This is a genomic window from Microcoleus sp. Pol17C6 (genome assembly GCF_036701145.1).
In the GTDB taxonomy this organism is placed as follows: domain Bacteria; phylum Cyanobacteriota; class Cyanobacteriia; order Cyanobacteriales; family Microcoleaceae; genus Microcoleus.
This window is the reverse complement of sequence record NZ_JAUBQH010000032.1, coordinates 53,717-75,634: the sequence shown is the minus strand read 5'-3', so window position 1 is coordinate 75,634 and position 21,918 is coordinate 53,717. Positions and strand designations below refer to the sequence as shown.

Below are 21,918 nucleotides of genomic sequence, written 5' to 3'. Positions count from 1 at the left end.
TAATTGAAACAGAAATGCCTAACCTTCATTTAGAATTTCTCCCCGAATACAGCCCCGACTATAACTTAATTGAATTAGTATGGCATTCGGCAAAAGAATATATAGCCAATCGACTTTTTACATCTATTGAAGAGCTAGAGTATTTATTGCACCGCCTCTTAAATGAAGGGCAATTAATAATTAAATGGGGTCGTAAAATCAAAAATAAGGGCAATGCTTGTATCACAGTTTAAATGTGCAACAGCTTATTCCTTCAAAGTTTACCCAAAGTTTGATTTTTAAAAATAACACAAGCGAATGAAGTTTTTTTTCGCCATCATAAAGGGGGTAAGTAACCCGGATTTGGTATAAATACAATCCCATTGAACATCGACTCTTCCCTCATATAACCAGAGCCTGTCAAGGAGTTATTTTTACAAGTCTAAATTTAGTCAAAAGTCTCATGGAAAAAACTCACACTAACAAGGGTCTATCTGTATTTGTAAATGTGGTAGATAAAATCTATGAAATTGGTCGAAATGTGACTGATGATTTTAAAAAAAATCTAAAAATTGTTTTTGATGAATATTTACCCAAATGGAATTATCGAGCGGTACCTCAACTCACGAATTAATCAAGTTATTAATTTTTCATTCCTTAGCCCAGATGTAAACATACTTTTTTTGCTTTAATATCCTCCGAACTTGTCCTCCAATTTATTTTATTCCTGTGGATTCCTCTAAGTATGTTGCTAATCTCTGCGCTGTCCATCGTCCCAAATTATATCCTAATTATTCAGGGTATTTCTCTAGGGTTTTTAATAATATTTCTATATATTTATCTGTGGCTTTTTTGTGATTTCCCTTCATCCTTTCATCTATTAGATTTTCTAGATTGTCTGGGTCTCCCTTGAGACACCAGTAAGATACCTTGTTTACTGAACAACCCAAAAACTCAGCGATTTTAGATTCGTTTTGCCGTCCTTGAGCAATAATAAAATCATAATTATTTCTCTGATATTTGCATTTTCTTCTTCTATTAAGGCTTTTTGTAGTTTCTCTATTTGTTTGGGATTGAGATGGTTTTTGGCTGGCATTTTTGTAGTTATTGACTAAACTAAATTTTAGTTATACCCTATTTAAAGGCACAACAGCTTATCTCTGACGGCTATTGTGTGTATCGCTTGTTTAAGCGATGAGTGTGACCAAAACAGGGATGACTAGAGTTGAAGGAGAAAATTGTCGTCTACGGCACTATCTGGCTCGACTTCACCGCAAGACTTTGTGTTATTCCAAGTCCGTTGACATGTTGTACAAGTCAGTACGCTTGCTGATATACTATCTTAAACACGGGCGGATTCCTCTGTTCTCTTAATCATTCACCTTTGTGCAACACCAAGGAAGTTACTTGCCAAAAAATCTCTCATGTACCGATTCACTAACTGCGACTGTTCCTGCTGCACCCAGTGGCTGCAATTAGGAATGTAATGAATCTGAAAATCCCGGACGTAATCTGCGGTTCCATAGGTTAACTCTTTGCCGAGGGCGGCATCATTTTCTCCCCAAATCATCAGCGTCGGAACTTCCAGAACCCTCCAATTCTGGCGATCGAGAAATCCGCCCGCAATATTGCGGTAATAATTGATAGTAGCAGTCAGAGCGCCCCGTTTGGCAGCCGCATCTTTGTAAGCTTCGATATCTGAGGGGCTAAAGGTGCTTTTGTCCACTGCCATACCTTCCAAAGCAGCAGAAATTGCCTGATAGTCGCCCAACTGAATTAACAACTCCGGCAAAACTGGCAACTGAAATAAAAAGATGTACCAACTTCTAAGCAATTGTTGAGGAGTGCGTAACCCTTCAGCAAACTTTGCCGGATGCGGTAGATTCATCACAATTAATTTATCCACCATTTGGGGATAAGCATAAGCAAAACTCCAGGCGATCGCACCTCCCCAGTCGTGACCAACTAAGACGCAACTTTCGTATCCCAAACCCTGAATAATTCCCTTGACATCTTGCACAAACTCTGCCATCACGTAAGCAGATTGATCGTGAGGTTTGTCGCTGTCGTTGTAACCTCTGAGATCTACAGCGACGACTTTATAATCTGATGCAAATTCTGGGATTTGATGCCGCCAAGAATACCAAAATTCAGGAAATCCGTGCAGCATCAGCATCAGCGGCCCAGAACCTTGAGTGACATAGTGCAGTTTGATGCCGTTCGTAGGGATAAATTCGTGTTTCCAAGCAGCTTTTAGCACAGACATATTTGATGCTTCCTCTAGCTATCGAGATAGCCTAGCAGTTCCTCTGTTTAAGAGGAACCAACTTTAGGCATATCTAGCAATTATCCAAGCACTTGTAAACTCTTCCTTTTCTCTTCATTTGTGGAACAGGCGTCCCCTTGGTGGTTTTTCGCGCCAAAAAAGCCGTAGCTTGCGGGGTCCGACGCGATCGCCCGTTGCCCAAAAAGATTGCTATCTCTGTCCAAATAATAGTATAATGTTGCTGGCATCCAGACAACTGTTAAGCCAAAAATTACTCATTTTTGAACGCGCAAAAATCTCGAAGCGCAACATTTTGAGGTCTTGTGTAGGTGCCAGTTCAATAATTAATATCTGGCGAGTGTACTAGGAATTAAAGGAGTTAATACTATGTCGGGCGATCGCCTGCAAAACATTGTTAACCGCTTGACAGATCGTCTAAAACGCGATGTATTAGTTGAAAAATCCCTCTACGACATTCGAGAAGTTTTGCAGAGCGATCGCGCGGTGCTTTATCATTTTTACACGCAATGGCAAGGCAGAGTGACTTACGAGATGTTGAGTGCGATCGAACTCTCAATCTTGGGTTCAACGGGGCCAGACGAATGTTTTAACGGCCACTACGCTGCTTTGTACGAAACCGGCAGAGTTAGAGCAATTACAGATATTGAAGTAGAACCAATTCACCAATGCCACCGAGATTTTCTGCGTAGCCTGAAAGTTCGTGCCAATTTAGTTGTGCCAATTTTAACGAACAAAGGACTGTGGGGGCTGTTAATTGCTCATCAGTGCAGCGGGCCCCGCACTTGGTCGCGATCGGACATTGAATTCATGCAGAAACACGCGCAAAATATGGCAATGTCTCCCACTATTCAAGATAGTTAATATCGCATCTACTATTAGTACATAATATACCAGGATTTCACCCTCAAATAACTGTAATCGATCGCCCCCTTGGAGTAGTATGAATCTCAGTGTTCAACCGTTCTTCGAGTTTGGGTGCATTCTCTCGGCGATCGAAAATGACCAACCAACCGGGATCTTGTCCCAATCTAGCGAGATATCCATCTAACTGTTCCACACTTTTGTCTCTAGCAAGAGTTGGCGGCAAGGAGTTTTCGGATGCTGGGGGAGCGAAATCCAAGAATGATATCTTGAGGAGAGACGCCACGTTGAATCAGTTCTCGATCAATGTAGATTTCGGTACTGTTGTGTTGAATCCAGATTTGATTTTCGATGATATCGAGCTGCATGGCACACCCATAGATGCGATACTCGTCGCGCCATTCGTTGTGCATCACGAGATATCTATCGCGGGCGATATCGAAGATTAACTGAGCATTTGCGTCATTTGTAGAAAAGTCTTCGAGAAAGTCACAAACAATTTTGCGGTATTCGTTTAGTCTATCCATTGGTCGATCGCCTCACGAGTTGGATTGTAAATAATTAGTCGAATTTCATAACGTTCGATGACAGTTTTTGCGGGTTCAAATCTGAGAAACATTTGGTAGGTATCGGTGGGCACTGCCAGATACAGCATACGTTCTGGTTCGCTAGAGACTTCGATGGCAATGCGATAGTTGAGGAATTGACCGAGGGCAGTGTGGAATTCAGAAATGGTCGAGCCACCTGCGAAACTTTTGACTTCAACAGCTATTTTACGTCCTTCTTTTTCAGCGGCGATCGCTTCTTCGGCTGCAAGATCGATGTAGACATCAGCCACACCATAACGTAACTGGTAGGGCTCGTGGGTAATCTTCCAGCCATCTTTTTGTAGGGCGATTTTGACCGTGTTGTGGAAGATATCCTTTGCCATTTTTAGATTTTACCTAAGCATTTACATCGGACACTATTAGTACATATTATACCCGAATGTTACGCACCAATAACTGTAACCGATCGCCCCATTGGAGTAGTACGAATTTCAGTTGTAAGGTGCGTCAGATATTGTAACTCTCAATAATCGTTATAAAAGCTCACATGACGCACCATACAATTTGATTTTAGTATGCCAATTGCATAATTCCTGTTAGTATTAACTAACAGCTACAGCCTCCCCCAAAGGATGCTGCTGCAAAACAGCTTGCAAATACTTCCCAGTATAAGACCTCTGATTTGCCGCCACATCCTCCGGCGTTCCCGCCACAATAATTTCGCCGCCCTTATCTCCCCCTTCAGGGCCTAAATCGATCGCCCAATCGCAGCACCGAATCACATCTAAATTGTGTTCGATTACCAGAATTGAATTCCCCTTATCCACCAATCTTTGCAGCACATTTAACAAATGGTGAACATCATAAAACGACAAACCAGTCGTCGGTTCATCGATCAAATAAAGCGTCTTCCCAGTAGCGCGGCGCGACAGTTCCGTTGCCAATTTTACCCGCTGCGCTTCACCCCCAGAAAGCGTCGGCGCCGGCTGTCCCAACTGAATGTAACCCAAACCGACATCAACCAAAGTTTGCAGTCTGGCGCCCGCCCGGGGAATATTTTTAAACATTTCCAAGGATTCCTCCACAGTCATGTTCAAAACATCAGAAATCGACTTGCCTTTGTACTTAACTTGCAGCGTTTCCCGGTTGTAGCGCGCACCTTTGCAAACCTCACACTGCACGTAAACATCGGGCAAAAAATTCATCGAAATCACGTTCACGCCTTGGCCGCCGCAAGCTTCGCACCTTCCCCCTTTGACGTTAAAAGAAAACTGCCCCGCTTTGTAACCTCTTGCCTTCGCTTCAATGCTTTCGGCAAACAAATCCCGAATCACATCAAAGACTCCCGTGTAAGTAGCGGGATTAGAGCGCGGAGTACGACCGATGGGAGATTGGTCAATTACAATTACCTTATCAACCACATCCTCTAGAGAGCGTTCGCCTTTAGTTTTGAGGGCGTCCATATCGGGTGGTAAAGGCACTTTTTTGGTGATATAGTGTTGCAGCGACGGGTACAGCAATTCATTGATTAAAGTTGATTTTCCCGAACCAGAAACCCCCGTCACGCAGACGAGTTTTCCCAGCGGAATTTCCACATCAATATTTTTTAAATTGTTGCGCCTCGCATTTGTGATTGAAAGAGCTTTGCCGTTGCCTTTTCTCCTTTCATTAGGGGTTTCAATTACTCGCTTTCCCGACAAATAAGCACCCGTCAAAGATTCCTCTGCCGTTAGCAAATTTTCTAAACTTCCTTGGGATATAATTTTGCCACCGTGAACGCCAGCGCCGGGCCCGATATCGACAATGTGGTCGGCCGCTCGCATGGTTTCTTCATCGTGTTCTACGACAATCAAAGTATTGCCTAAATCGCGCAATTTTGTTAAGGTTTGCAGCAGGCGAAAGTTGTCTCTTTGGTGCAGTCCGATGCTGGGTTCGTCCAAAACGTAGAGCACGCCCGTCAAACCCGAACCGATTTGAGTCGCCAGCCGAATTCGCTGGGCTTCTCCGCCAGAAAGCGTCATTGCTGCGCGGTCTAAAGTCAGGTAATCTAACCCGACATCGAGCAAAAATTGCAGTCTTGCTTTGATTTCTCTCAGGGCTAAATCAGATATTTGGAATTGCCGATCGCTCAATCCCAAATTATTGACTCTTTCGCGGCATTCGCGAATCGAAATACTGGTTAAATCCACAATTCCGTACTGTCCCAACCGCACCGAAAGCGCTTCGGGTTTCAAGCGTTTGCCCTGACAAACCTCGCAAGAGCGATCGACCCGATACTGTTCCAATTTCTGCTTAATCAGATCGGAACCAGTATCGTCGTACTGGCGCTGCAACATGGAAATCACGCCATTAAAATCTCTCCTAAAATCAGTGCTGCCGTCGCGCTTTTTACTTTCTGCGGTGCGCTTTTGCTCATTGCCGTACAAAATCACCCGCTGGTGTTCGGGCTTTAATCGATACCAAGGAGTGTCGATATCAAACCCACAACTATCAGCAATACTGCAAAGCAAAGAAAGATAATAGGAATTATCTTTGTCTGACCAAGGCGCGATCGCACAATAAAGAGGCGCTTTCTCGTCGGGAACTACCAACTCCGGCGCAAAAGTCCGCAAACTCCCCAAACCGTGACAGTTTTGGCACGCGCCGTAAGGCGAATTAAACGAAAACAACCGGGGGGAAAGTTCCTCCATTACCGCGCCGTGTTCGGGACAAGCAAAGTTTTCCGAAAATACGATCGGCCCCTGTGGTTGGGAATTTTCTTCAGTCGGTAACTCTTCAATTATCGCAATTCCCTCTGAATGGCGCAAACAAGTTGCCAGAGAATCAACTAAACGTTCTTCTAAACCGGGTTTTTTAATTAACCGATCGACAACTATCTCGATATTGTGCGTATGATTTTTATCTAATTCGATATTTTCCGAAAGTTCTAAAATTTCTCCGTTAACTTTGACGCGAATAAATCCTTCCGCAGCTAAACTCGACAATAATTTGCGGTGAGTGCCTTTTTTTCCGCGCACAACTGGTGCCAGAATGTGAAAGCGAGTGCCGTCGGGAAGTGCCATGACTCGATCGCACATTTCATCAATTGTCTGCGGCGCAATGCAGCGATCGCAAATCGGACAGTGCGGTTCGCCAGCTCTGCCGTAGAGCAATCGGAGATAATCGTAAATTTCTGTAACAGTGCCCACAGTCGATCGCGGGTTGTGAGAAGTTGACTTTTGGTCGATCGAAATAGCCGGACTCAAGCCTTCAATCGCGTCCACATCCGGTTTGTCCAACTGTCCCAAAAACTGGCGCGCGTAGGCGCTGAGAGACTCCACGTAGCGGCGCTGTCCCTCGGCAAAAATTGTATCGAAAGCGAGGGAAGACTTGCCAGAACCGGAGACACCAGTAAAAACGATCAGGCGATCGCGCGGCAGTTCCAGATCGATATTTTTCAGGTTGTGCTGTCTCGCACCGCGAACCCGAATCGTATTTTGGTTGTTGGAGTGAGAATTCGTCACATTATGCCCGTTGCGGGATGCACTTGGCTGGCTGTTTGAGGTTTCGGCGCGTTGGGACATGAGAGTAGTGCAAAACAGTGCTTAACCATCTTAGCGCTGCCGATCGAATAGCTGGCATCCAAACTCAAGAATATCAAAGAATTGTCAAATAAGTTTCCGTCGGCCCGTCGGGCAAAACCTTCAAACTTTGATGCTTCAAATCCACTTCAATTCCCAGCGCTTCCATCGGAATCACGCCTAAAAGTGGCGTTTTCCCCTCTGGCAATTCCAAACACTCAAAAGTCCCTTCGCGCCCGCACACAGAAATCGAAGCATCCCGAAAAATCCTCGCCTCACTAATGCCCGTGGCTGTTTCCACAACCACCTGTTTGAGGATTTTTAAACCCAGTCTGGCGATGACATCTTTAGGCAAACACAAAGTAGTCGCGCCCGTATCCACCAAAACATTTTCTAGAGTAACAGACCTCACTTGCTCGATTGGGATCAGACCATCTTCTGCTTTAGCTTCATCGATCCGATTCGTAATTACTAAGGTTGTGATAACTTTTCCCATTGGAGTTTCCGTAGTTGTTTCCATTACGTTCCAGTTATCATAAATTGCTGCTTTAATTATAGCACCTATTTGCAAAGATTGTAAGGCGGCGATGCACTACCCATCCTGCACCGCCCTGACGAATATCTCTGGCTAAATCATCAATTTATTGCACGCCAATAAACTTGTGAGTTTGCAAAGATAGCCTGTAACTATGATTGTGTTTCAGCAATTCCAAAATAATGGGAATTGCTGATTTTTGGGAGTTCCATTCTGGTTGCAAAAAAACCGGAATATTTATATTATTTTCCAAATGCTTGTGATAAAATTCCACTTCTTCGCCAGTGCTAATCACTAACTTAATTTCATTTGCTCTAGTCCAAAAAAGCTCTTGCACCGGATATTTAGGATTGACGTGTTCCTTCGGAGAAAGAGTAATCCAAGCTTGTGGGGAAACATCCTGCCAGCAAGCACCCGAAGTTTCAATACTCACCTGCTTGTCAGCTTCTAACAAAGCTTCAACTAACTCAGGCAAATCGCGGTGAATGAAAGGTTCGCCGCCAGTAATAACAACCCTCGGAGACTGCAATTGAGCTAGCAATTGTGCGATCGACTGCGGTACAGACGGCAAACCTTGGCCCCCATTTTCGTAGCCTGTGTCACACCAAGGACACCGCACAGGGCAACCGGCCAATCTGATAAAATCAACTAAAGTCCCCGTCCAGTAACCTTCGCCTTGAACAGTACACTGAAAAGTTTCGTGAATTGGTAATTTTAGTTGTAAATTAGACACCCGAAGTTACGCCTCAAATCAATTAATTACGTTGTTTAGATATAATATTCTTAAATTGTTGTTTCTTCGCGGTTTGCAGCAAATAAAAACAGTCCTGAACCTATAAACGGGGTTTATGAAAAAAAATTATCTGTTTTATCCCAGAAGCTTGACTCAGAAATCGGGTTTCTTCATAGCTTTTGTATGAGTCCTGAGAAATCCACCACAAACCGCAAATAACTCTTTAATTATCCTGTTCAGGTTCCATCATAGTAGCCCAGCGGCGTTTCAATGCCAAAGTCAGCCCATCAGCAATGGGGACAACACTGAGAGTAACTCTGGGATCGTTACGCAATTTCTCGTTAAAAGTACGAATGGCGGTGGTACTTTCGTCTTGTACTTGAGGGTCAGCAACTCGTCCTGACCACAGAACATTGTCAATTACAATTAAACCCCCATTGCGTACAAGTTGGAGCGATCGCTCAAAATAAGCCTCATAATTTTCTTTATCGGCGTCGATGAAGGCAAAATCAAAGGTTCCAGCTTGTCCCTCGGCTATTAGTTTGTCCAGAGTATTTATTGCGGGGCCCAACTGCAAAGAAATCTTATTAGCAACGCCCGCAGCTTCCCAATAGCGTCGTGCGATCGCAGTATATTCCTCGCTGACATCGCAGGCAATAATTTGACCGTTTGAAGGCAGCGCCAAAGCTACGCACAGCGAGCTATAACCAGTAAAAACGCCAATTTCTAAGGTTTTTGTCGCTCCCATAAGCTGCACCACGAGCTCCATAAACTGACCTTGTTCGGGAGCAATCTGCATCTGGGCCATAGGATGTTTAGCAGTTTCTTCCCGTAGTGAAGCGAGAATATCGGGTTCTCGCAGAGAAATAGATAACAGATAATCGTAAAGTTGATTTTCTAAGCCAAGAGTTGAGTTCGCCATCGGTTTATCCTTGCTGCTGACTTTTGATTTTAGATTATAGATGCGCTGTTAATGGAAATCGGAGACTGTAGAGTTAATTTTGGCACCTATTTTACTGTGGCTGATGACAGGTTGCAGTAGCAGTGTCTCGGTTACACAGAGGCAACTTGCAAAACGCGCGATCTACTTCCAAATCAGTTTATCTCAGCTACAGGTGATTTAGCAGCTCTGGAAAAGAAAAATGGAAGAGGGGAGCGTTTTGAGATTCCTGCTTTTCTAGCACCGTGTAACGCCGTTAGTGATACGATTTCAAAAGATTAATGGAACGGTACACAAGCTGCAAACCCATACATAATGAGCTATTGCCCATTCCACATCTCAAATAAATCTCAAATGGTATGAGTTGGCGAGAAAGTGACTTCATCCCGATCGCGAACTAGACAAACTGCGAAAAACATAAGTATGTCATTGCCAGTGGAATGAAGCAATCCCAGAGGTTGTGAGTCGTTTACATTTTGTTACATTTTCAAGTTTTTTCGTGTCGCTCTACTTAATCCCGAATGACTAATTATTGAGGACTTACGCACTCCCAAAAAAGAAACCGTTTCCTTTAAGCCTTATTTATGGGTTAAAGCCGATTTATTTTCCTGAAACAAACCAGGAGTCGGGAAATCCTGATGCCTCAGAGTATTACTATTCACTAACAAACTGAGTTTAATAGGACGATTACTTAACTGTCACAGCTTATTCCTCCACACCTAAATAAGCTACCCACAATCAAAATAACATTCCACGATTCAGGTAGAGCAAGTATTTGTGGGCCAAAGCCCGGCTTGTAGCAACCTTTGAGCCGCACTATTACTCATAACTAAGGAACCCGGATTAATAGGACGATTACTTAACTGTCACAGCTTATTCCTCCATACCGAAACAAGCTACCCAAAATCAAAACAACATTCCACCAAGGCATCGCTATGTATTACACTTTCGCAGGTTTTGGTGCCGTCACAGGCATATTTTTGCTGCTAGTTTTTGCCATTCTCCAATGGCTGCACGTCCCTGCCGGCAGTTTTATTGATTGGGTAATTGCCATTGCTATCTTTGAATGGCTGTTGCTGATAGTTACAGTTCCCTGGAATATTCATTTTGAAGCAAAAGAAGTTTTAGCGCAAGCTGCAGAATCGACTAAAAAAAACATTGCTGTCGATCGGGAACAAGTCAAATACGTTACTGTATTAGTTAGCCGATCGCTCTTTGTGGCGATCGCACTTCACCTGTTTAGCGCGATCGCACTTTACGCCCTAGCGGCCGCCGGAATTAGTGCTATTGGCTATCTCAGTTCGGGTGCTGCACTGCTTTTAACTGTACTGCGTCCAGCTATCCGAGGTTATCAGTATTTAGCCCAGCGGCTGACAACTATCCGCAGCCAATTTTTGTACCCCCGCGAAGATATTGTCGAACTCCGCAGCCGCTTTGCAATGTTAGAATCTACAGTTAGGGATTTGACCAATCAATTAAGTCCAGACAATCCGAATTCGTGGGTAGCTGTGCAAAATCGGGAACGGGAAGCTATCAGAAGAGAATTAACTACTGTATCCGCCTCTCTACAATCTTTGCAAGCAACAAATCAGGCAGAACACACTAAACTCGCCAGAGATGCAGAAAGTGCGATCGCCCAACTCACCGATGACGGACAATTTCTCAACCACGTCCGCGAAATCATCCGCTTCTTTAAAGAATCGTAAAGTCCGACGATTTTAGATTAAACGATTGAATAATTGGGAATGACTGATGACTATCGAGCTTGAGATCTGGCCTACCGTAAAATTCTGGTTCTAAACTGCTATCATGAGTCATTAGTACAATTCCCAATCCTCAACCTGCAATTGCCACTTCCCTATCTTTAGATAGATGCCAAATAGTCGCAGATAGTAAAAATTTAAATAAAAACAGAATTTTATCAGTCTTCAGGAAGAGTCCATCAAGGTATTTTCCCTCACAGCAATTTTTCGCAAACTATAACCAAAGATAGTTTGTGAATGAGCTAGCTTTCGCCTAATATTTAAACATAGCGCAAAGACCTTTTTGAAAATATAACTCAGGAATAAATCATGACTAATCGTCAACCAATACCCCCCAAAGAAGAAGTTAGCAAATCAACACCGGCCGACGAACAAATCGAAGCCAATATGGAAGCGCCCCACTACGACAGGGGCATTACTCCTGCTGAGACAGCAGCACGGCAAGAACGGGAAGGCGCTAATTTCATGCACACCACCAACGAAGGGAAGCAGAAAAGTGCAAAAACTGATGACCAAACCGATGACGAAAGCATTCACACCACCGATGGTTATACGGTAGACAAAGAAGGCCTGGTTAACAATTACGCGATCGAACCGGAAATGTACATCAACGAACCGGGCGATTTGAGAGAAAAAGAGGAAGCTGAAGCCGCAGAACGCGCTCGAATTCTCGCAGAAGTGAAAGATAAAAAAGGCGAGGAAGGAAAATTGACAATGGATGCAGACACCCGCGGCAAAGGGCCGGGTATTATCTAGATTGTGTGGTTGGTAGTTGCGTTTCAGCGCGCGAGGTTGCAACGGCCGAAAACAGGGGCGGGTTTTTATAGTTCCGGCATTTATCGATCGATATTTCCGGTACAACCCGCCCCTATTTTCTTTTCCACATCTGTTTTTTGAGTTGAGAGGTTAGATCGTACATCTCTCAATTACCGTATCAATTGCCACGTTTTCAGACCCAGCTCAAAAACGCCTTAAAATTCCTCAAGCTTTAACATTTTCCCTCAGCCAATTAAACTTAGCCTCAGCCAGCGCCAAATTTTCCAGAACGTTAGGATTGATATCCTCTCGTTCAAATTCTGGTTGATCTAATTCAATATTGCGACCGTATTCTATATGTCTGATCGTACCGCGCATCCTGTCTGCCAGACACAGTGAAATTCCATAATAAAAGCGGGAAGCAAAGCCCATATCGTTTTGAAGTTTGATTACTAACTGCCGCCTAGGAATTGCCAGCAAGTGAGTTTCTTCGATCGCCTTCACCGTTGCTAAAGGAGGGCGAGCGTCAATGAAAGAGACTTCTCCCACCAGTTCTCCGCTGGCTATTTTAGCGATTTCTCTAGTCCGCTCAGCCTCGATCAAAACGCTCAAACTCCCCTTCAAAACAATGTAGAGCGCATCTATCTGCCTCCCTTCATGGATCAAAATCCCGCCGGGATCAAGAACTTCCTTTTTGCCTTTTTGGACGATCCAGTTGATATCGTCATTATTTAACTGGCTCAAAATAAAAAGTGCTTTTTTTCTGCTGCTGTCGGCCATAAGTTTTAGCTCTCGATCGCTTCTTCTTTATATAAAATTTAGATGGCGCGCGATCGCCACTTCTTCCGAAGCAGTCCTCGCTCAATACAGTTTTTTTATCCTGTCTAACTTCTTCGCAAAACCCATATCGGGCAGGCTTTGCCCATAGCAGATGAATCACGCTGAAATATAATCTCTCAATACTAGCATTTGTTAAACAATCTTTTTTAACTCGATCGACCTCAAAAAACTCGTGTAAAATTCGCGTCTCAAAAGCAATTGGGTTCACCCGCCCAGCTTTGCTGCGGGATGGGGCGCGGTAGACAATGCTCCGCGCCCAGTCTTGCTCACTAAATCGATCGCAAATCAGGATAGCCCGCCAACATATCGTCAGCAGTCAGAGTGTCCCCGTTGGCTTGAGGAGTCCACAGCACCTCAATTGCCAGCAACTGCTCGCTCGATACTCCCCCAATCTGGCGCAAAGCTTGGCGCAAATCTTCAGAATTTTTCACGGCTGGCAATTGCAATTTACCTTGAGTACCGACAATCACCGTCACCACAATATATTCCCCGGGATCTGAATTCAAATCAGAAGCAACCAGCGCACCATTTTCCTGCAAACCAGGCAGGATTTTGCTGCTCCCTGCTTGTCGGAGCTGGTTGTTATAATTCGAGAGCGTTTCTTCAGTAAATTTGCTGCGTTCTGCCAAAGAAAATTGATTAAACTTAGCTTCGGCTGCTTCCAAGCGAGTTTGCACAGATTCAGCGCCCGCGTAAGCCCAGTATTCAGGATGCCGCAGCAGCGCCAGGGTAGATTCTTGCAGCACTTGAGCACGACCTGCTGCGGTATCGGTATCCGCTTTTAGCGCTAGAGAGTCGAGTTCGGCTTGCAAACCGCGGGCCTCTGCTAGCAAACCGACTTGCAAGCGGGCGACAGATACAGTGGTAGTAGGGGCGCTGTTGCCGAGTTCGTCAGTTCCACCCCCGGCGCGGCGGAAGCTTTGGACGAGGAAATTAGCAATCGAGATAAAAATCAAAATCGAGAACAGGCCGCCAAACCCGCCCCCAAAGCCAAAAAACGGCAGCAAGAACGGGAAACCGAAGCCACCGCCAAAGCCGCCGCCCGGGTAGTAGCCTCCTCCCGACGGCGCGTAAGTGCGACTCGGGGATGAGTAACTGCGCGCTGGAGCACTAAAAGATCCGCCGCCGATGCGTCCTCCGCTGCGGGCAGCCAGAGCTCCATCAGCGTTACCGAGGGCTAGCGTCAGTACCAGACCGATCGCGAATAGTGGTTTCAAAAGGGGTTTGATCTTTGAAATTAGTTGCTTGTACATAAGACCGTTACTATTCGATACATTTATAATTTACAGTCTATCCTCGCTTCTGGGCAGCCTGGTTATAGGTATGAAGCCAGCGAGATATCCGTACTAACCGAGCCCACAAGCAGCGTTAGGGCTGAGTCTGGGAACGGGAAAGGCTAGAAATGACTGGCATTCCTGACTACGAACAATGGACATCCCGGGTTTTACAGAAGTTTACTTAAGTCCAGAGCGATCGGCCAACAATAAGCTCTAGACTTTTAAAGAAACGCCGCGAGTCCTCACAAACAGGGCTTTATCTACCGTAAAAAAAACATTATGTTTCCAACTCACCGCCCCCGCCGCCTCCGCAACCATCCCCAACTCCGCCGGATGGTACGGGAAAATATCTTGACAACGAGCGATTTAATTTACCCCCTATTTGCCGTACCGGGGGAAGCTTTTGCTAAAGAAGTCACATCGATGCCGGGAGTTTACCAGCTATCGGTAGACAAAATAGTAGAAGAAGCAAAAGAAGTCTACGACCTCGGCATTCCCGCTATTATTTTATTCGGCATTCCCGCAGATAAAGACACAGACGCGACAGGTGCTTGGCACGACTGCGGCATCGTCCAACAAGCGACGGAAGCAGTTAAAAAAGCCGTACCAGATTTAATCGTCATCGTCGATACTTGTCTGTGCGAATATACCAGTCACGGTCACTGCGGCTATTTGGAAGTCGGAGATTTAAGCGGCCGCGTCTTGAACGATCCCACACTAGAATTGCTGAAGAAAACCGCAATTGCTCAAGCTAAAGCTGGTGCAGATATTATCGCGCCTTCGGGAATGATGGACGGTTTTGTCGGAGCAATTCGCCAAGGACTGGACTCTGCTGGATTTGAAGATATTCCCATCATGTCTTACGCGGCAAAATACGCCTCAGCTTATTATGGCCCGTTCCGGGATGCGGCTGATTCTGCTCCGCAATTTGGCGATCGACGCACCTATCAAATGGACCCAGGAAACGGTCGCGAAGCTCTCAAAGAAATTGCCCTCGACATTGCCGAAGGCGCAGATATGCTCATGGTTAAACCCGCTTTAGCTTATATGGATATCATCTGGCGCGTGAAGGAAGCAACTAACCTGCCAGTTGCTGCTTACAACGTTTCTGGGGAATATGCGATGGTGAAAGCCGCCGCCCTCAACGGTTGGATAGATGAAGAAAGAGTAGTGATGGAAACTTTGACAGGATTCAAGCGTGCTGGTACTGATTTGATTTTGACTTATCACGCCAAAGACGCCGCCCGCTGGCTGCAAAACTAGATTCACTCGATTAGAAATTAGAGATTAAAGAATTGACTCCACAGCACAATCTTCGGATATTTTCGTGGAGTCAATACCTCTCTCGATAGATGATTTTTGAGCAATTAGGCAACACACTAGCTATCGCTTACGCTTAGCAATAAACGACGCCTCGAAACCTGGTTTTTAGAGTTTCGGTGGGCTGTAACGAAATAGACGTGAGAAAAAACCAGGTTTCTCTGTAGGCAAACTCCAAACCCCCTAACAAATCAGTCATTCCCCATCTAAAATCTCAAATCTCACATCTCAAATAGTATGAGTTATAAGTTGGGAATTTTGACTCAAAGACTTTTTTACAAAATTTACCCCAAAAAGTATTAATAATCACCGAAATTATTTAGAAAATATGTATAACTAAAAATAGTTTTGTAAATCGGGAATTCAATCATTGATTGTTCCCAAGCAAAATTAACTATACCGGCTAAGACAGTAAAAGTAACACAGTTTAGATACAACTTGAAGGCAGATTGAGCATGACATCAACGACTAGGGATTCCAGTCACATTCAATTTTGTATAGGTCGCGATCGCGCCGACATCGCACAGATCCAAGAACTATTTAAAGCCGCCGCCTTTTGGGCGAGGGAACGCAAGATAGAAGATTGGGAAATTGCGATCGCCAACAGCGAACCAGTTGTTACAGTTTGGGACGGCTCACGGGCGATCGGCTTTGCCAGAGCCACCTCAGATGGGATCTATCGAGCCACCATCTGGGATGTCGCCATTCACCCGGATTACCAAGGTGCAGGACTCGGGCGCAAATTAGTGCAAACCGTCTTGAGTCACCCTCGGATGTGCCGAGTAGAGCGAGTTTACCTGATGACAACTTACAAACAAAGCTTTTACGAGCGCATCGGTTTTCAGCAAAATGCTAGCACCACAATGGTACTTGAAAATCAGCTTCTCGAAGAGAATCTCGAATTAGAAATTAGCAACGGCGAATTGCTAACTGCTAATTGTTAAATAATCACAAGATTGGCATCAAAATCTATAATATGTAGGGTGCGTCAGGGCGCACCTTACTCCCTATAAATACTTTCCTTCTTTCATCTTCCCTTTTCCATCTTCTCGCCCTCAGTTAAATCAGTTAAATCCCTTGCCCTCTTCCTCACCTGCGTTACATCCCGTACATTGCGCGTGGCCCAACTTTCTTCATCAGAAAGTTGCCAAAGGAATAGAACACTGAGTCCGGTTAAAATTGCACTCTTCGGACTCCGAAGGCACAGCCAGAACCTCCAACTTTCCGCTCATCAAACTTAAAAGAGTCTGATTCATCAATAACCTCATTCCAGAAGACACCTGAGAATTATCGCTGCTCTTAGTAACATCACACTCCAAATCGTGCTTCAGCAAATCCCAAGACTCACTCCAAGCACTGACTGAACGCTGATCGTCCACCCAAATGTGAACGTATCCAGATTCCGGCGAAGCATGGGCAGACACCGAAATACTCCCCTCCTCCATCTGAGCAACAGCAGTATCTACCAAATTGACTAAAACCTGCCTAAACCTCGGCAAATCTGCCAATACATAAATCCCCGGATCTGGCGGCAATATCTCCAAACGAATGCCGCGATTAGCAGCTTGCAAGTAAGTTAAATCATCAACCTCGTCAAGAACCTTAGCTAACTGAATCGGCTCAATATCCATGCTTTCAGTGCCGTGTTCAGTTTTAGCAACAGAGATAATTTCATCTATTAATTTCACCAGCTTGAGTGCCGCGGCGTGAGCTTGCTCGACAAACTCTCGTTCCTCAGCAGGATCGTCGCACAAATCCGAGAGAATTAATTGCAGCGTACCAATCATAGTGCTCAGGGGCGATCGCAACTCGTGAGAAGTTCGAGCCAAAAAACCCGCCTTAAATTGGCTCATCTCCGATGCCATCTGATAAGCCAATTGAGTTTGCTTAAGTTGCTCGGAAAGGGCATCAAACTTCTCTAAGTGAATTTCTTGAGGAGGTGGGGCTACTTTGGGCGCCGGTTCGGGCTGTTGCGAGCTTTTTTGCCGCAGGCGCCAAATCAAACTGCTTCCCAAACCCAGCCCCAGTCCCATACCTAAATATATAAAGTTGCTCCAGCCGATCGGCGCCATATTGCTTTGCCTTGGAGTTTAGCTTTTAGCATTCTAACTCGATCGCGCCTTGTCGCAATATTTCCCACTCGCTGCCCGTCCATTTAGCCACAGTCGAAGGCAAACTCGAAGCTGTTGTCGCTTTTGCTAATTCAGAAGGAACTAATGTCAAGACTTGCGGAAACAGAGCCTCAATTTCTGCCACTGACTCCAGAGGCGGCTGACCGGATAAATTGGCACTGGTGGTAGCCAAAGGGCCTGTCTGCTCTAGAATCTTTAGGGCAAGGGGAAGATTAGGCACTCGTATTCCGATTGTACTCGGGTCGATGGGATTCATCGCCGCCGGGACTTTTGGCGAAGCCGGCAGCACCAAAGTTAATGCCCCCGGCCAATAGGATTCGGCTACTTGCTGCCACAATTTTAACTCTGCTGGACTTCCCTGCACGTAGGGCCACAAGGCCTGGGCTGATGCGGCCATCAAAATCAGCGGTTTGTCTTGACTGCGACGTTTAGCTGCAAAAATCAACTCCGAGCGATCGGGACGCGCAGCCAAAGCGGGTACAGTATCTGTAGGAAAACTGACGATATAATTACCAGAAATTGCCCCTTGAATCAAGGAGTCGATCGAAACTTGCGCCATTCGATTTTAGATTTTAGATTTTAGATTTTAGATTGAGGAATTGCGCCTGCATTTTCTTGAAATAATTATAGCCGCTTTTCCCAATCTTGTTGTGCAGCAATTTTTTGAAATCCGACAATTGCTCTGCACCGCTGAATGCACGCTTGGCAACTTTAATAAACTTCGAGTCTGAGACAGGATACAGAGACGGCATCGGATAAATTACTAATAAATTTATGGCTTCAATAAAGAATTTAAAAGATTCCCATTTAAAACTCCCTCTCCTTAAATATAAATTTTTATGACAACTTTCAACATTTCTGAGAAGCTGTAGATTAATATAATAAGCATAAAAAAGTTATCTTTGGGAAAAAATCAGCTCTATCATAAAATTAACGGAGAGAGAAAAAATATGGACCCAATTACTACAGCATTTGTGACCGCTCTCGCTAAAGATGCGATCAAAGATGGTTACTAAGCTCTAAAAAAAGCCTTAAAAAATAAATTTGGCGATGAAAGTGATGTAGTCAATGCAGTTGAGCAATTACAGAACAAGCCCGACTCCGAAGGTCGGAAAGCTATGCTAGAGGAAGAAGTTGAAAATGTGAAGGTTAATGATGACCCTGAGATTGTTAAATTAGCTCAAGATTTTCTCAAGCAACTTAAAGAACAACCAGGTGGACAACAGGTTATTACCCCGAATATTAGCAATGTTAAATATGGAGCAACTTCTGGTTCTGGTAATGCAAGTATCAGCAATATCACTGAGCAGCGTACATCGAAAGATAACTAACACTATACTTGAATAAGTCAGAATTTGGGTATGTCTGAAAAACAAGAAATTCAGCAAATTGTTACAGACTCAGAATATGCGGCTACATCTGCAACGGGTGATGCAGTTATTACTATCACCAATTACTACTACCGAGAAGACATCAAAGTAACACCTGTTTCTCCTGATGATACAGATGAAATTCTCCCCTGTCCCTATCGCGGCTTATTTCACTTTGGTCCCGATGATGCCGAGTTTTTCTTTGGTCGTGAAGTCTTTGTAACAGAACTCTTTCAGGGAACTCAAAACCGTAACTTTATTCCCGTTTTAGGTGCATCTGGAAGTGGGAAATCTTCTGTAGTATTGGCGGGACTTGTACCCAACCTACAACAAAAAGGTCATTGGAAATTTACTCATTTTCGTCCGGGAAATGACCCTTTTCATGCTTTAGCTTTAGCACTGGTTCCCCTTTATACGCCAGAACTTGATGCCACAGATCGCATTGCCCAAGCTCGCAAGTTAGCAGGCTACTTTCGAGGTGGTACACTTCCTCTGGCTGATGTTTTTGCCCAGATTCAACAAAATCATCCTAATGATCGCGTCTTATTAATTGCGGATCAATTTGAGGAGCTATACACTCTCTGTAGTGATGATACAGTTCGCCGCAGTTTCCTCGATATTTTATTAGCTAGTTTTCCTGCTACTAATTCCCAGTTATCTAGTACGGTATTGGTGGCAACAATGCGGGCGGATTTTTTGGGAAATGCTCTTTCCTATCGTCCTTTTGCGGATTTATTGCAAAATGCGGATATTAAATTAGGAGCAATGAATCGTGAGGAGCTCTCACAGGTGATTGAAAAACCTGCTGATAAATTAGGGGTAAAATTTGCCGACGGGTTAGTGAAACGCATCCTTGATGGTGTCGAAAATGAACCGGGAAATTTACCATTATTAGAGTTTGCTTTGACCGAGTTGTGGAAGCGGCGTAAAGGAAAAGAATTAACTCATGCTGCTTATGAGGAAATTGGCGAGGTGCAAGGTGCTTTAACGACTTATGCTAATGCTCAATATCAACTGTTGAATCCCTCTGAGCAAAAACAGGTACAACGGATTTTTGTGCAATTAGTGCGTCCGGGTGAGGGTGCAGAAGATACGCGGCGAATGGCATTAAAAGCAGAATTGGGCGAGCAAAGTTGGTCATTAGTCAAACAACTTGCTGATGCTCGGTTAGTGGTAACGAGTCAGAATTCTGCAAGTATTGAGACAGTCGAGGTTGTCCATGAAGCGCTGATTAAAAATTGGGGTACACTGCGACAATGGATGTCAGCAGACCGAGATTTTCGCTCTTGGCAAGAGCGGCTACGGGCGGCTATGCAACAATGGCAAGAGGCGCAACAGGATGAGGGGGCGTTGTTACGAGGCGTGCCATTGGTAGTGGCGGAAAGTTGGTTGCAAAAGCGCTCAGATGAACTGAGTTCAGGAGAGCGAGAGTTTATTCAGAACAGTGTAATACTTCGAGAACGGGAAAAACAACAAGAGAAACGCCTCAGACAGCGGATCGTTTTAGGGTTAAGTGGTGGCTTAATCGGTGCTTTAAGTCTAGCAGGGTTCGCCGGCTGGCAATGGCGACAAGCCGAAATTACGAAAAGCGATGTCATCGTTGGCTCTGCCAAGATATTTTTCAGCCAAGGAAAAGGGTTGGATGCGCTGATGGAAAGTTTACGGGCAGGAGTATTACTCCAACCTCTCAAAGCCAAACCCTCAATAGAGTTGGTAGGTGCTTTGCAACAAGCAGTTTCAGAGGTAAGAGAACGTAACCGCTTGGAAACCCATAGCGATGGGGTTACGAGTGTGAGTTTCAGCCCCGATGGTAAAACCTTGGCTTCTGCCAGTATTGACAAGACCATCAAACTCTGGGATGTCACCACTGGCAAGCAAATCCGCACTCTCCAGGGGCATAGCGATGTGGTTTGGAGTGTGAGTTTCAGCCCCGATGGCAAAACCTTGGCTTCTGCCAGTGATGACAAGACTATCAAACTCTGGGATGTCACCACTGGCAAGCAAATCCGCACTCTCCAGGGGCATAGCTATCGGGTTACGAGTGTGAGTTTCAGCCCCGATGGTAAAACCTTGGCTTCTGGCAGTATTGACAAGACCATCAAACTTTGGGATGTCACCACTGGCAAGCAAATCCGCACTCTCCAGGGGCATAGCGATGTGGTTTGGAGTGTGAGTTTCAGCCCCGATGGCAAAACCTTGGCTTCTGCCAGTGAGGACAAGACCATCAAACTCTGGGATGTCACCACTGGCAAGCAAATCCGCACTCTCCAGGGGCATAGCTATCGGGTTTGGAGTGTGAGTTTCAGCCCCGATGGCAAAACCTTGGCTTCTGCCAGTGGGGACAACACCATCAAACTCTGGGATGTCACCATTGGCGAGGAAATCCGCACTTGGCAAAGCAGTTCGGTTATGAGTGTGAGTTTCAGCCCCGATGGCAAAACCTTGGCTTCTGCCAGTGAGGACAAGACCATCAAACTCTGGGAGGTCACCACTGGCGAGGAAATCCGCACTCTCCAGGGGCATAGCAGTTTGGTTAGGAGTGTCAGTTTTAGCCCCGATGGTCAAACCTTGGCTTCTGCCAGTGATGACAAGACCATCAAACTCTGGGATGTCACCACTGGCAAGCAAATCCCCACTCTCCAGGGGCAAAGCAGTTGGCTTTGGAGTGTGAGTTTCAGCCCCGATGGTAAAACCTTGGCTTCTGCCAGTCAGGACAAGACCATCAAACTCTGGGATGTCACCACTGGCGAGGAAATCCGCACTCTCCAGGGGCATAGCGATGTGGTTTGGAGTGTCAGTTTCAGCCCCGATGGCAAAACCTTGGCTTCTGCCAGTATTGACAAGACCATCAAACTCTGGGATGTCACCACTGGCAAGCAAATCCGCACTCTCCAGGGGCATAGCGATGTGGTTTGGAGTGTGAGTTTCAGCCCCGATGGCAAAACCTTGGCTTCTGCCAGTGAGGACAAGACCATCAAACTCTGGGATGTCACCACTGGCAAGCAAATCCGCACTCT

The 21,918-nt window shown here is 45.2% G+C and carries 21 protein-coding genes and 2 pseudogenes; 10 read left to right on the top strand and 13 right to left on the bottom strand.

Annotated elements, in window-relative coordinates; genetic code table 11:
* A partial coding sequence (locus QUA25_RS17320) for a transposase (protein ID WP_333039885.1) occupies positions 1-233 on the top strand: 233 nt, incomplete at its 5' end.
* 107 nt (positions 234-340) lie between these two features.
* Positions 341-613 carry an ISAzo13-like element transposase-related protein gene (locus QUA25_RS17315; protein WP_333039897.1) on the top strand — a complete coding sequence of 91 codons (273 nt, stop codon included), beginning with the start codon at positions 341-343 and terminating at the stop codon, positions 611-613.
* 300 nt (positions 614-913) lie between these two features.
* Here QUA25_RS17315 and QUA25_RS17310 read toward each other — a convergent pair whose 3' ends face one another.
* The gene (locus tag QUA25_RS17310; protein ID WP_333039883.1) at positions 914-1,075 is read right to left on the bottom strand and encodes a hypothetical protein; all 162 of its coding nucleotides are present in this window, start codon (positions 1,073-1,075) and stop codon (positions 914-916) included.
* Between the two features lie 104 nt (positions 1,076-1,179).
* On the opposite strand from QUA25_RS17310, the pseudogene QUA25_RS17305 reads away from it, so the two are divergent.
* Positions 1,180-1,353, top strand: a pseudogene (locus QUA25_RS17305) (IS1 family transposase); the annotation flags it as partial.
* Positions 1,354-1,357: 4 nt separating this feature from the next.
* Here QUA25_RS17305 and QUA25_RS17300 read toward each other — a convergent pair.
* The gene (locus QUA25_RS17300; protein ID WP_333039881.1) at positions 1,358-2,245 is read right to left on the bottom strand and encodes an alpha/beta hydrolase; all 888 of its coding nucleotides are present in this window, start codon (positions 2,243-2,245) and stop codon (positions 1,358-1,360) included.
* 387 nt (positions 2,246-2,632) lie between these two features.
* Here QUA25_RS17300 and QUA25_RS17295 point away from each other — a divergent pair, with 387 nt between their 5' ends.
* The gene (locus QUA25_RS17295; protein ID WP_333039879.1) at positions 2,633-3,127 is read left to right on the top strand and encodes a GAF domain-containing protein; all 495 of its coding nucleotides are present in this window, start codon (positions 2,633-2,635) and stop codon (positions 3,125-3,127) included.
* Between the two features lie 43 nt (positions 3,128-3,170).
* Here the strand turns inward: QUA25_RS17295 and QUA25_RS17290 are convergent, their stop codons facing one another.
* The 7 genes from QUA25_RS17290 to QUA25_RS17260 all read right to left on the bottom strand — a co-directional run bounded on the left by QUA25_RS17290 (position 3,171) and on the right by QUA25_RS17260 (position 9,425).
* The gene (locus tag QUA25_RS17290) at positions 3,171-3,353 is read right to left on the bottom strand and encodes a hypothetical protein (RefSeq protein ID WP_333039877.1); all 183 of its coding nucleotides are present in this window, start codon (positions 3,351-3,353) and stop codon (positions 3,171-3,173) included.
* Complete coding sequence (locus QUA25_RS17285) at positions 3,334-3,654, bottom strand: XisI protein (RefSeq protein ID WP_333039874.1); 321 nt, start codon at positions 3,652-3,654, stop codon at positions 3,334-3,336. The genes QUA25_RS17290 and QUA25_RS17285 overlap by 20 nt, the downstream gene beginning before the upstream one ends.
* A complete protein-coding gene (locus tag QUA25_RS17280) occupies positions 3,642-4,058 on the bottom strand; it encodes a XisH family protein (RefSeq protein WP_333039871.1) in 417 nt (138 codons plus the stop codon). Before QUA25_RS17280 ends, QUA25_RS17285 begins: the two co-directional genes overlap by 13 nt.
* A gap of 219 nt (positions 4,059-4,277) precedes the next feature.
* Positions 4,278-7,238, bottom strand: coding sequence for an excinuclease ABC subunit UvrA (gene uvrA, locus QUA25_RS17275; RefSeq protein WP_333039869.1), 2,961 nt, complete (start codon positions 7,236-7,238; stop codon positions 4,278-4,280).
* A 73-nt stretch (positions 7,239-7,311) separates the two neighbouring features.
* A complete protein-coding gene (locus tag QUA25_RS17270; protein ID WP_333039866.1) occupies positions 7,312-7,755 on the bottom strand; it encodes a retroviral-like aspartic protease family protein in 444 nt (147 codons plus the stop codon).
* Positions 7,756-7,876: 121 nt separating this feature from the next.
* Positions 7,877-8,503: a 7-carboxy-7-deazaguanine synthase QueE gene (locus QUA25_RS17265; RefSeq protein ID WP_333039865.1), complete on the bottom strand. Its 627-nt coding sequence runs from the start codon at positions 8,501-8,503 to the stop codon at positions 7,877-7,879.
* Positions 8,504-8,726: 223 nt separating this feature from the next.
* A complete protein-coding gene (locus QUA25_RS17260; protein WP_333039864.1) occupies positions 8,727-9,425 on the bottom strand; it encodes a class I SAM-dependent methyltransferase in 699 nt (232 codons plus the stop codon).
* A 953-nt stretch (positions 9,426-10,378) separates the two neighbouring features.
* Here QUA25_RS17260 and QUA25_RS17255 point away from each other — a divergent pair.
* A complete protein-coding gene (locus QUA25_RS17255; RefSeq protein ID WP_333039862.1) occupies positions 10,379-11,149 on the top strand; it encodes a hypothetical protein in 771 nt (256 codons plus the stop codon).
* Positions 11,150-11,515: 366 nt separating this feature from the next.
* Positions 11,516-11,962: a hypothetical protein gene (locus tag QUA25_RS17250; RefSeq protein ID WP_333039860.1), complete on the top strand. Its 447-nt coding sequence runs from the start codon at positions 11,516-11,518 to the stop codon at positions 11,960-11,962.
* A 225-nt stretch (positions 11,963-12,187) separates the two neighbouring features.
* Here the strand turns inward: QUA25_RS17250 and QUA25_RS17245 are convergent, their stop codons facing one another.
* Positions 12,188-12,742 carry a cyclic nucleotide-binding domain-containing protein gene (locus QUA25_RS17245; RefSeq protein WP_333039858.1) on the bottom strand — a complete coding sequence of 185 codons (555 nt, stop codon included), beginning with the start codon at positions 12,740-12,742 and terminating at the stop codon, positions 12,188-12,190.
* A 329-nt stretch (positions 12,743-13,071) separates the two neighbouring features.
* Positions 13,072-14,055: a DUF1517 domain-containing protein gene (locus QUA25_RS17240; RefSeq protein WP_333039857.1), complete on the bottom strand. Its 984-nt coding sequence runs from the start codon at positions 14,053-14,055 to the stop codon at positions 13,072-13,074.
* Positions 14,056-14,358: 303 nt separating this feature from the next.
* On the opposite strand from QUA25_RS17240, the gene hemB reads away from it, so the two are divergent.
* Positions 14,359-15,342 carry a porphobilinogen synthase gene (gene hemB, locus QUA25_RS17235; protein ID WP_333039856.1) on the top strand — a complete coding sequence of 328 codons (984 nt, stop codon included), beginning with the start codon at positions 14,359-14,361 and terminating at the stop codon, positions 15,340-15,342.
* A 512-nt stretch (positions 15,343-15,854) separates the two neighbouring features.
* Positions 15,855-16,343, top strand: coding sequence for a GNAT family N-acetyltransferase (locus QUA25_RS17230; RefSeq protein ID WP_190656314.1), 489 nt, complete (start codon positions 15,855-15,857; stop codon positions 16,341-16,343).
* Between the two features lie 192 nt (positions 16,344-16,535).
* On the opposite strand, the gene QUA25_RS17225 is transcribed toward QUA25_RS17230, so the two are convergent.
* Both QUA25_RS17225 and QUA25_RS17220 read right to left on the bottom strand, forming a co-directional pair.
* Positions 16,536-17,471: a HAMP domain-containing sensor histidine kinase gene (locus QUA25_RS17225; protein WP_333039854.1), complete on the bottom strand. Its 936-nt coding sequence runs from the start codon at positions 17,469-17,471 to the stop codon at positions 16,536-16,538.
* Positions 17,472-17,496: 25 nt separating this feature from the next.
* Positions 17,497-18,090 carry an L-threonylcarbamoyladenylate synthase gene (locus QUA25_RS17220; protein WP_333039853.1) on the bottom strand — a complete coding sequence of 198 codons (594 nt, stop codon included), beginning with the start codon at positions 18,088-18,090 and terminating at the stop codon, positions 17,497-17,499.
* A 469-nt stretch (positions 18,091-18,559) separates the two neighbouring features.
* On the opposite strand from QUA25_RS17220, the pseudogene QUA25_RS17215 reads away from it, so the two are divergent.
* Positions 18,560-18,862, top strand: a pseudogene (locus QUA25_RS17215) (hypothetical protein); the annotation flags it as partial.
* A gap of 30 nt (positions 18,863-18,892) precedes the next feature.
* A partial coding sequence (locus QUA25_RS17210; RefSeq protein WP_333039852.1) for an nSTAND1 domain-containing NTPase occupies positions 18,893-21,918 on the top strand: 3,026 nt, incomplete at its 3' end.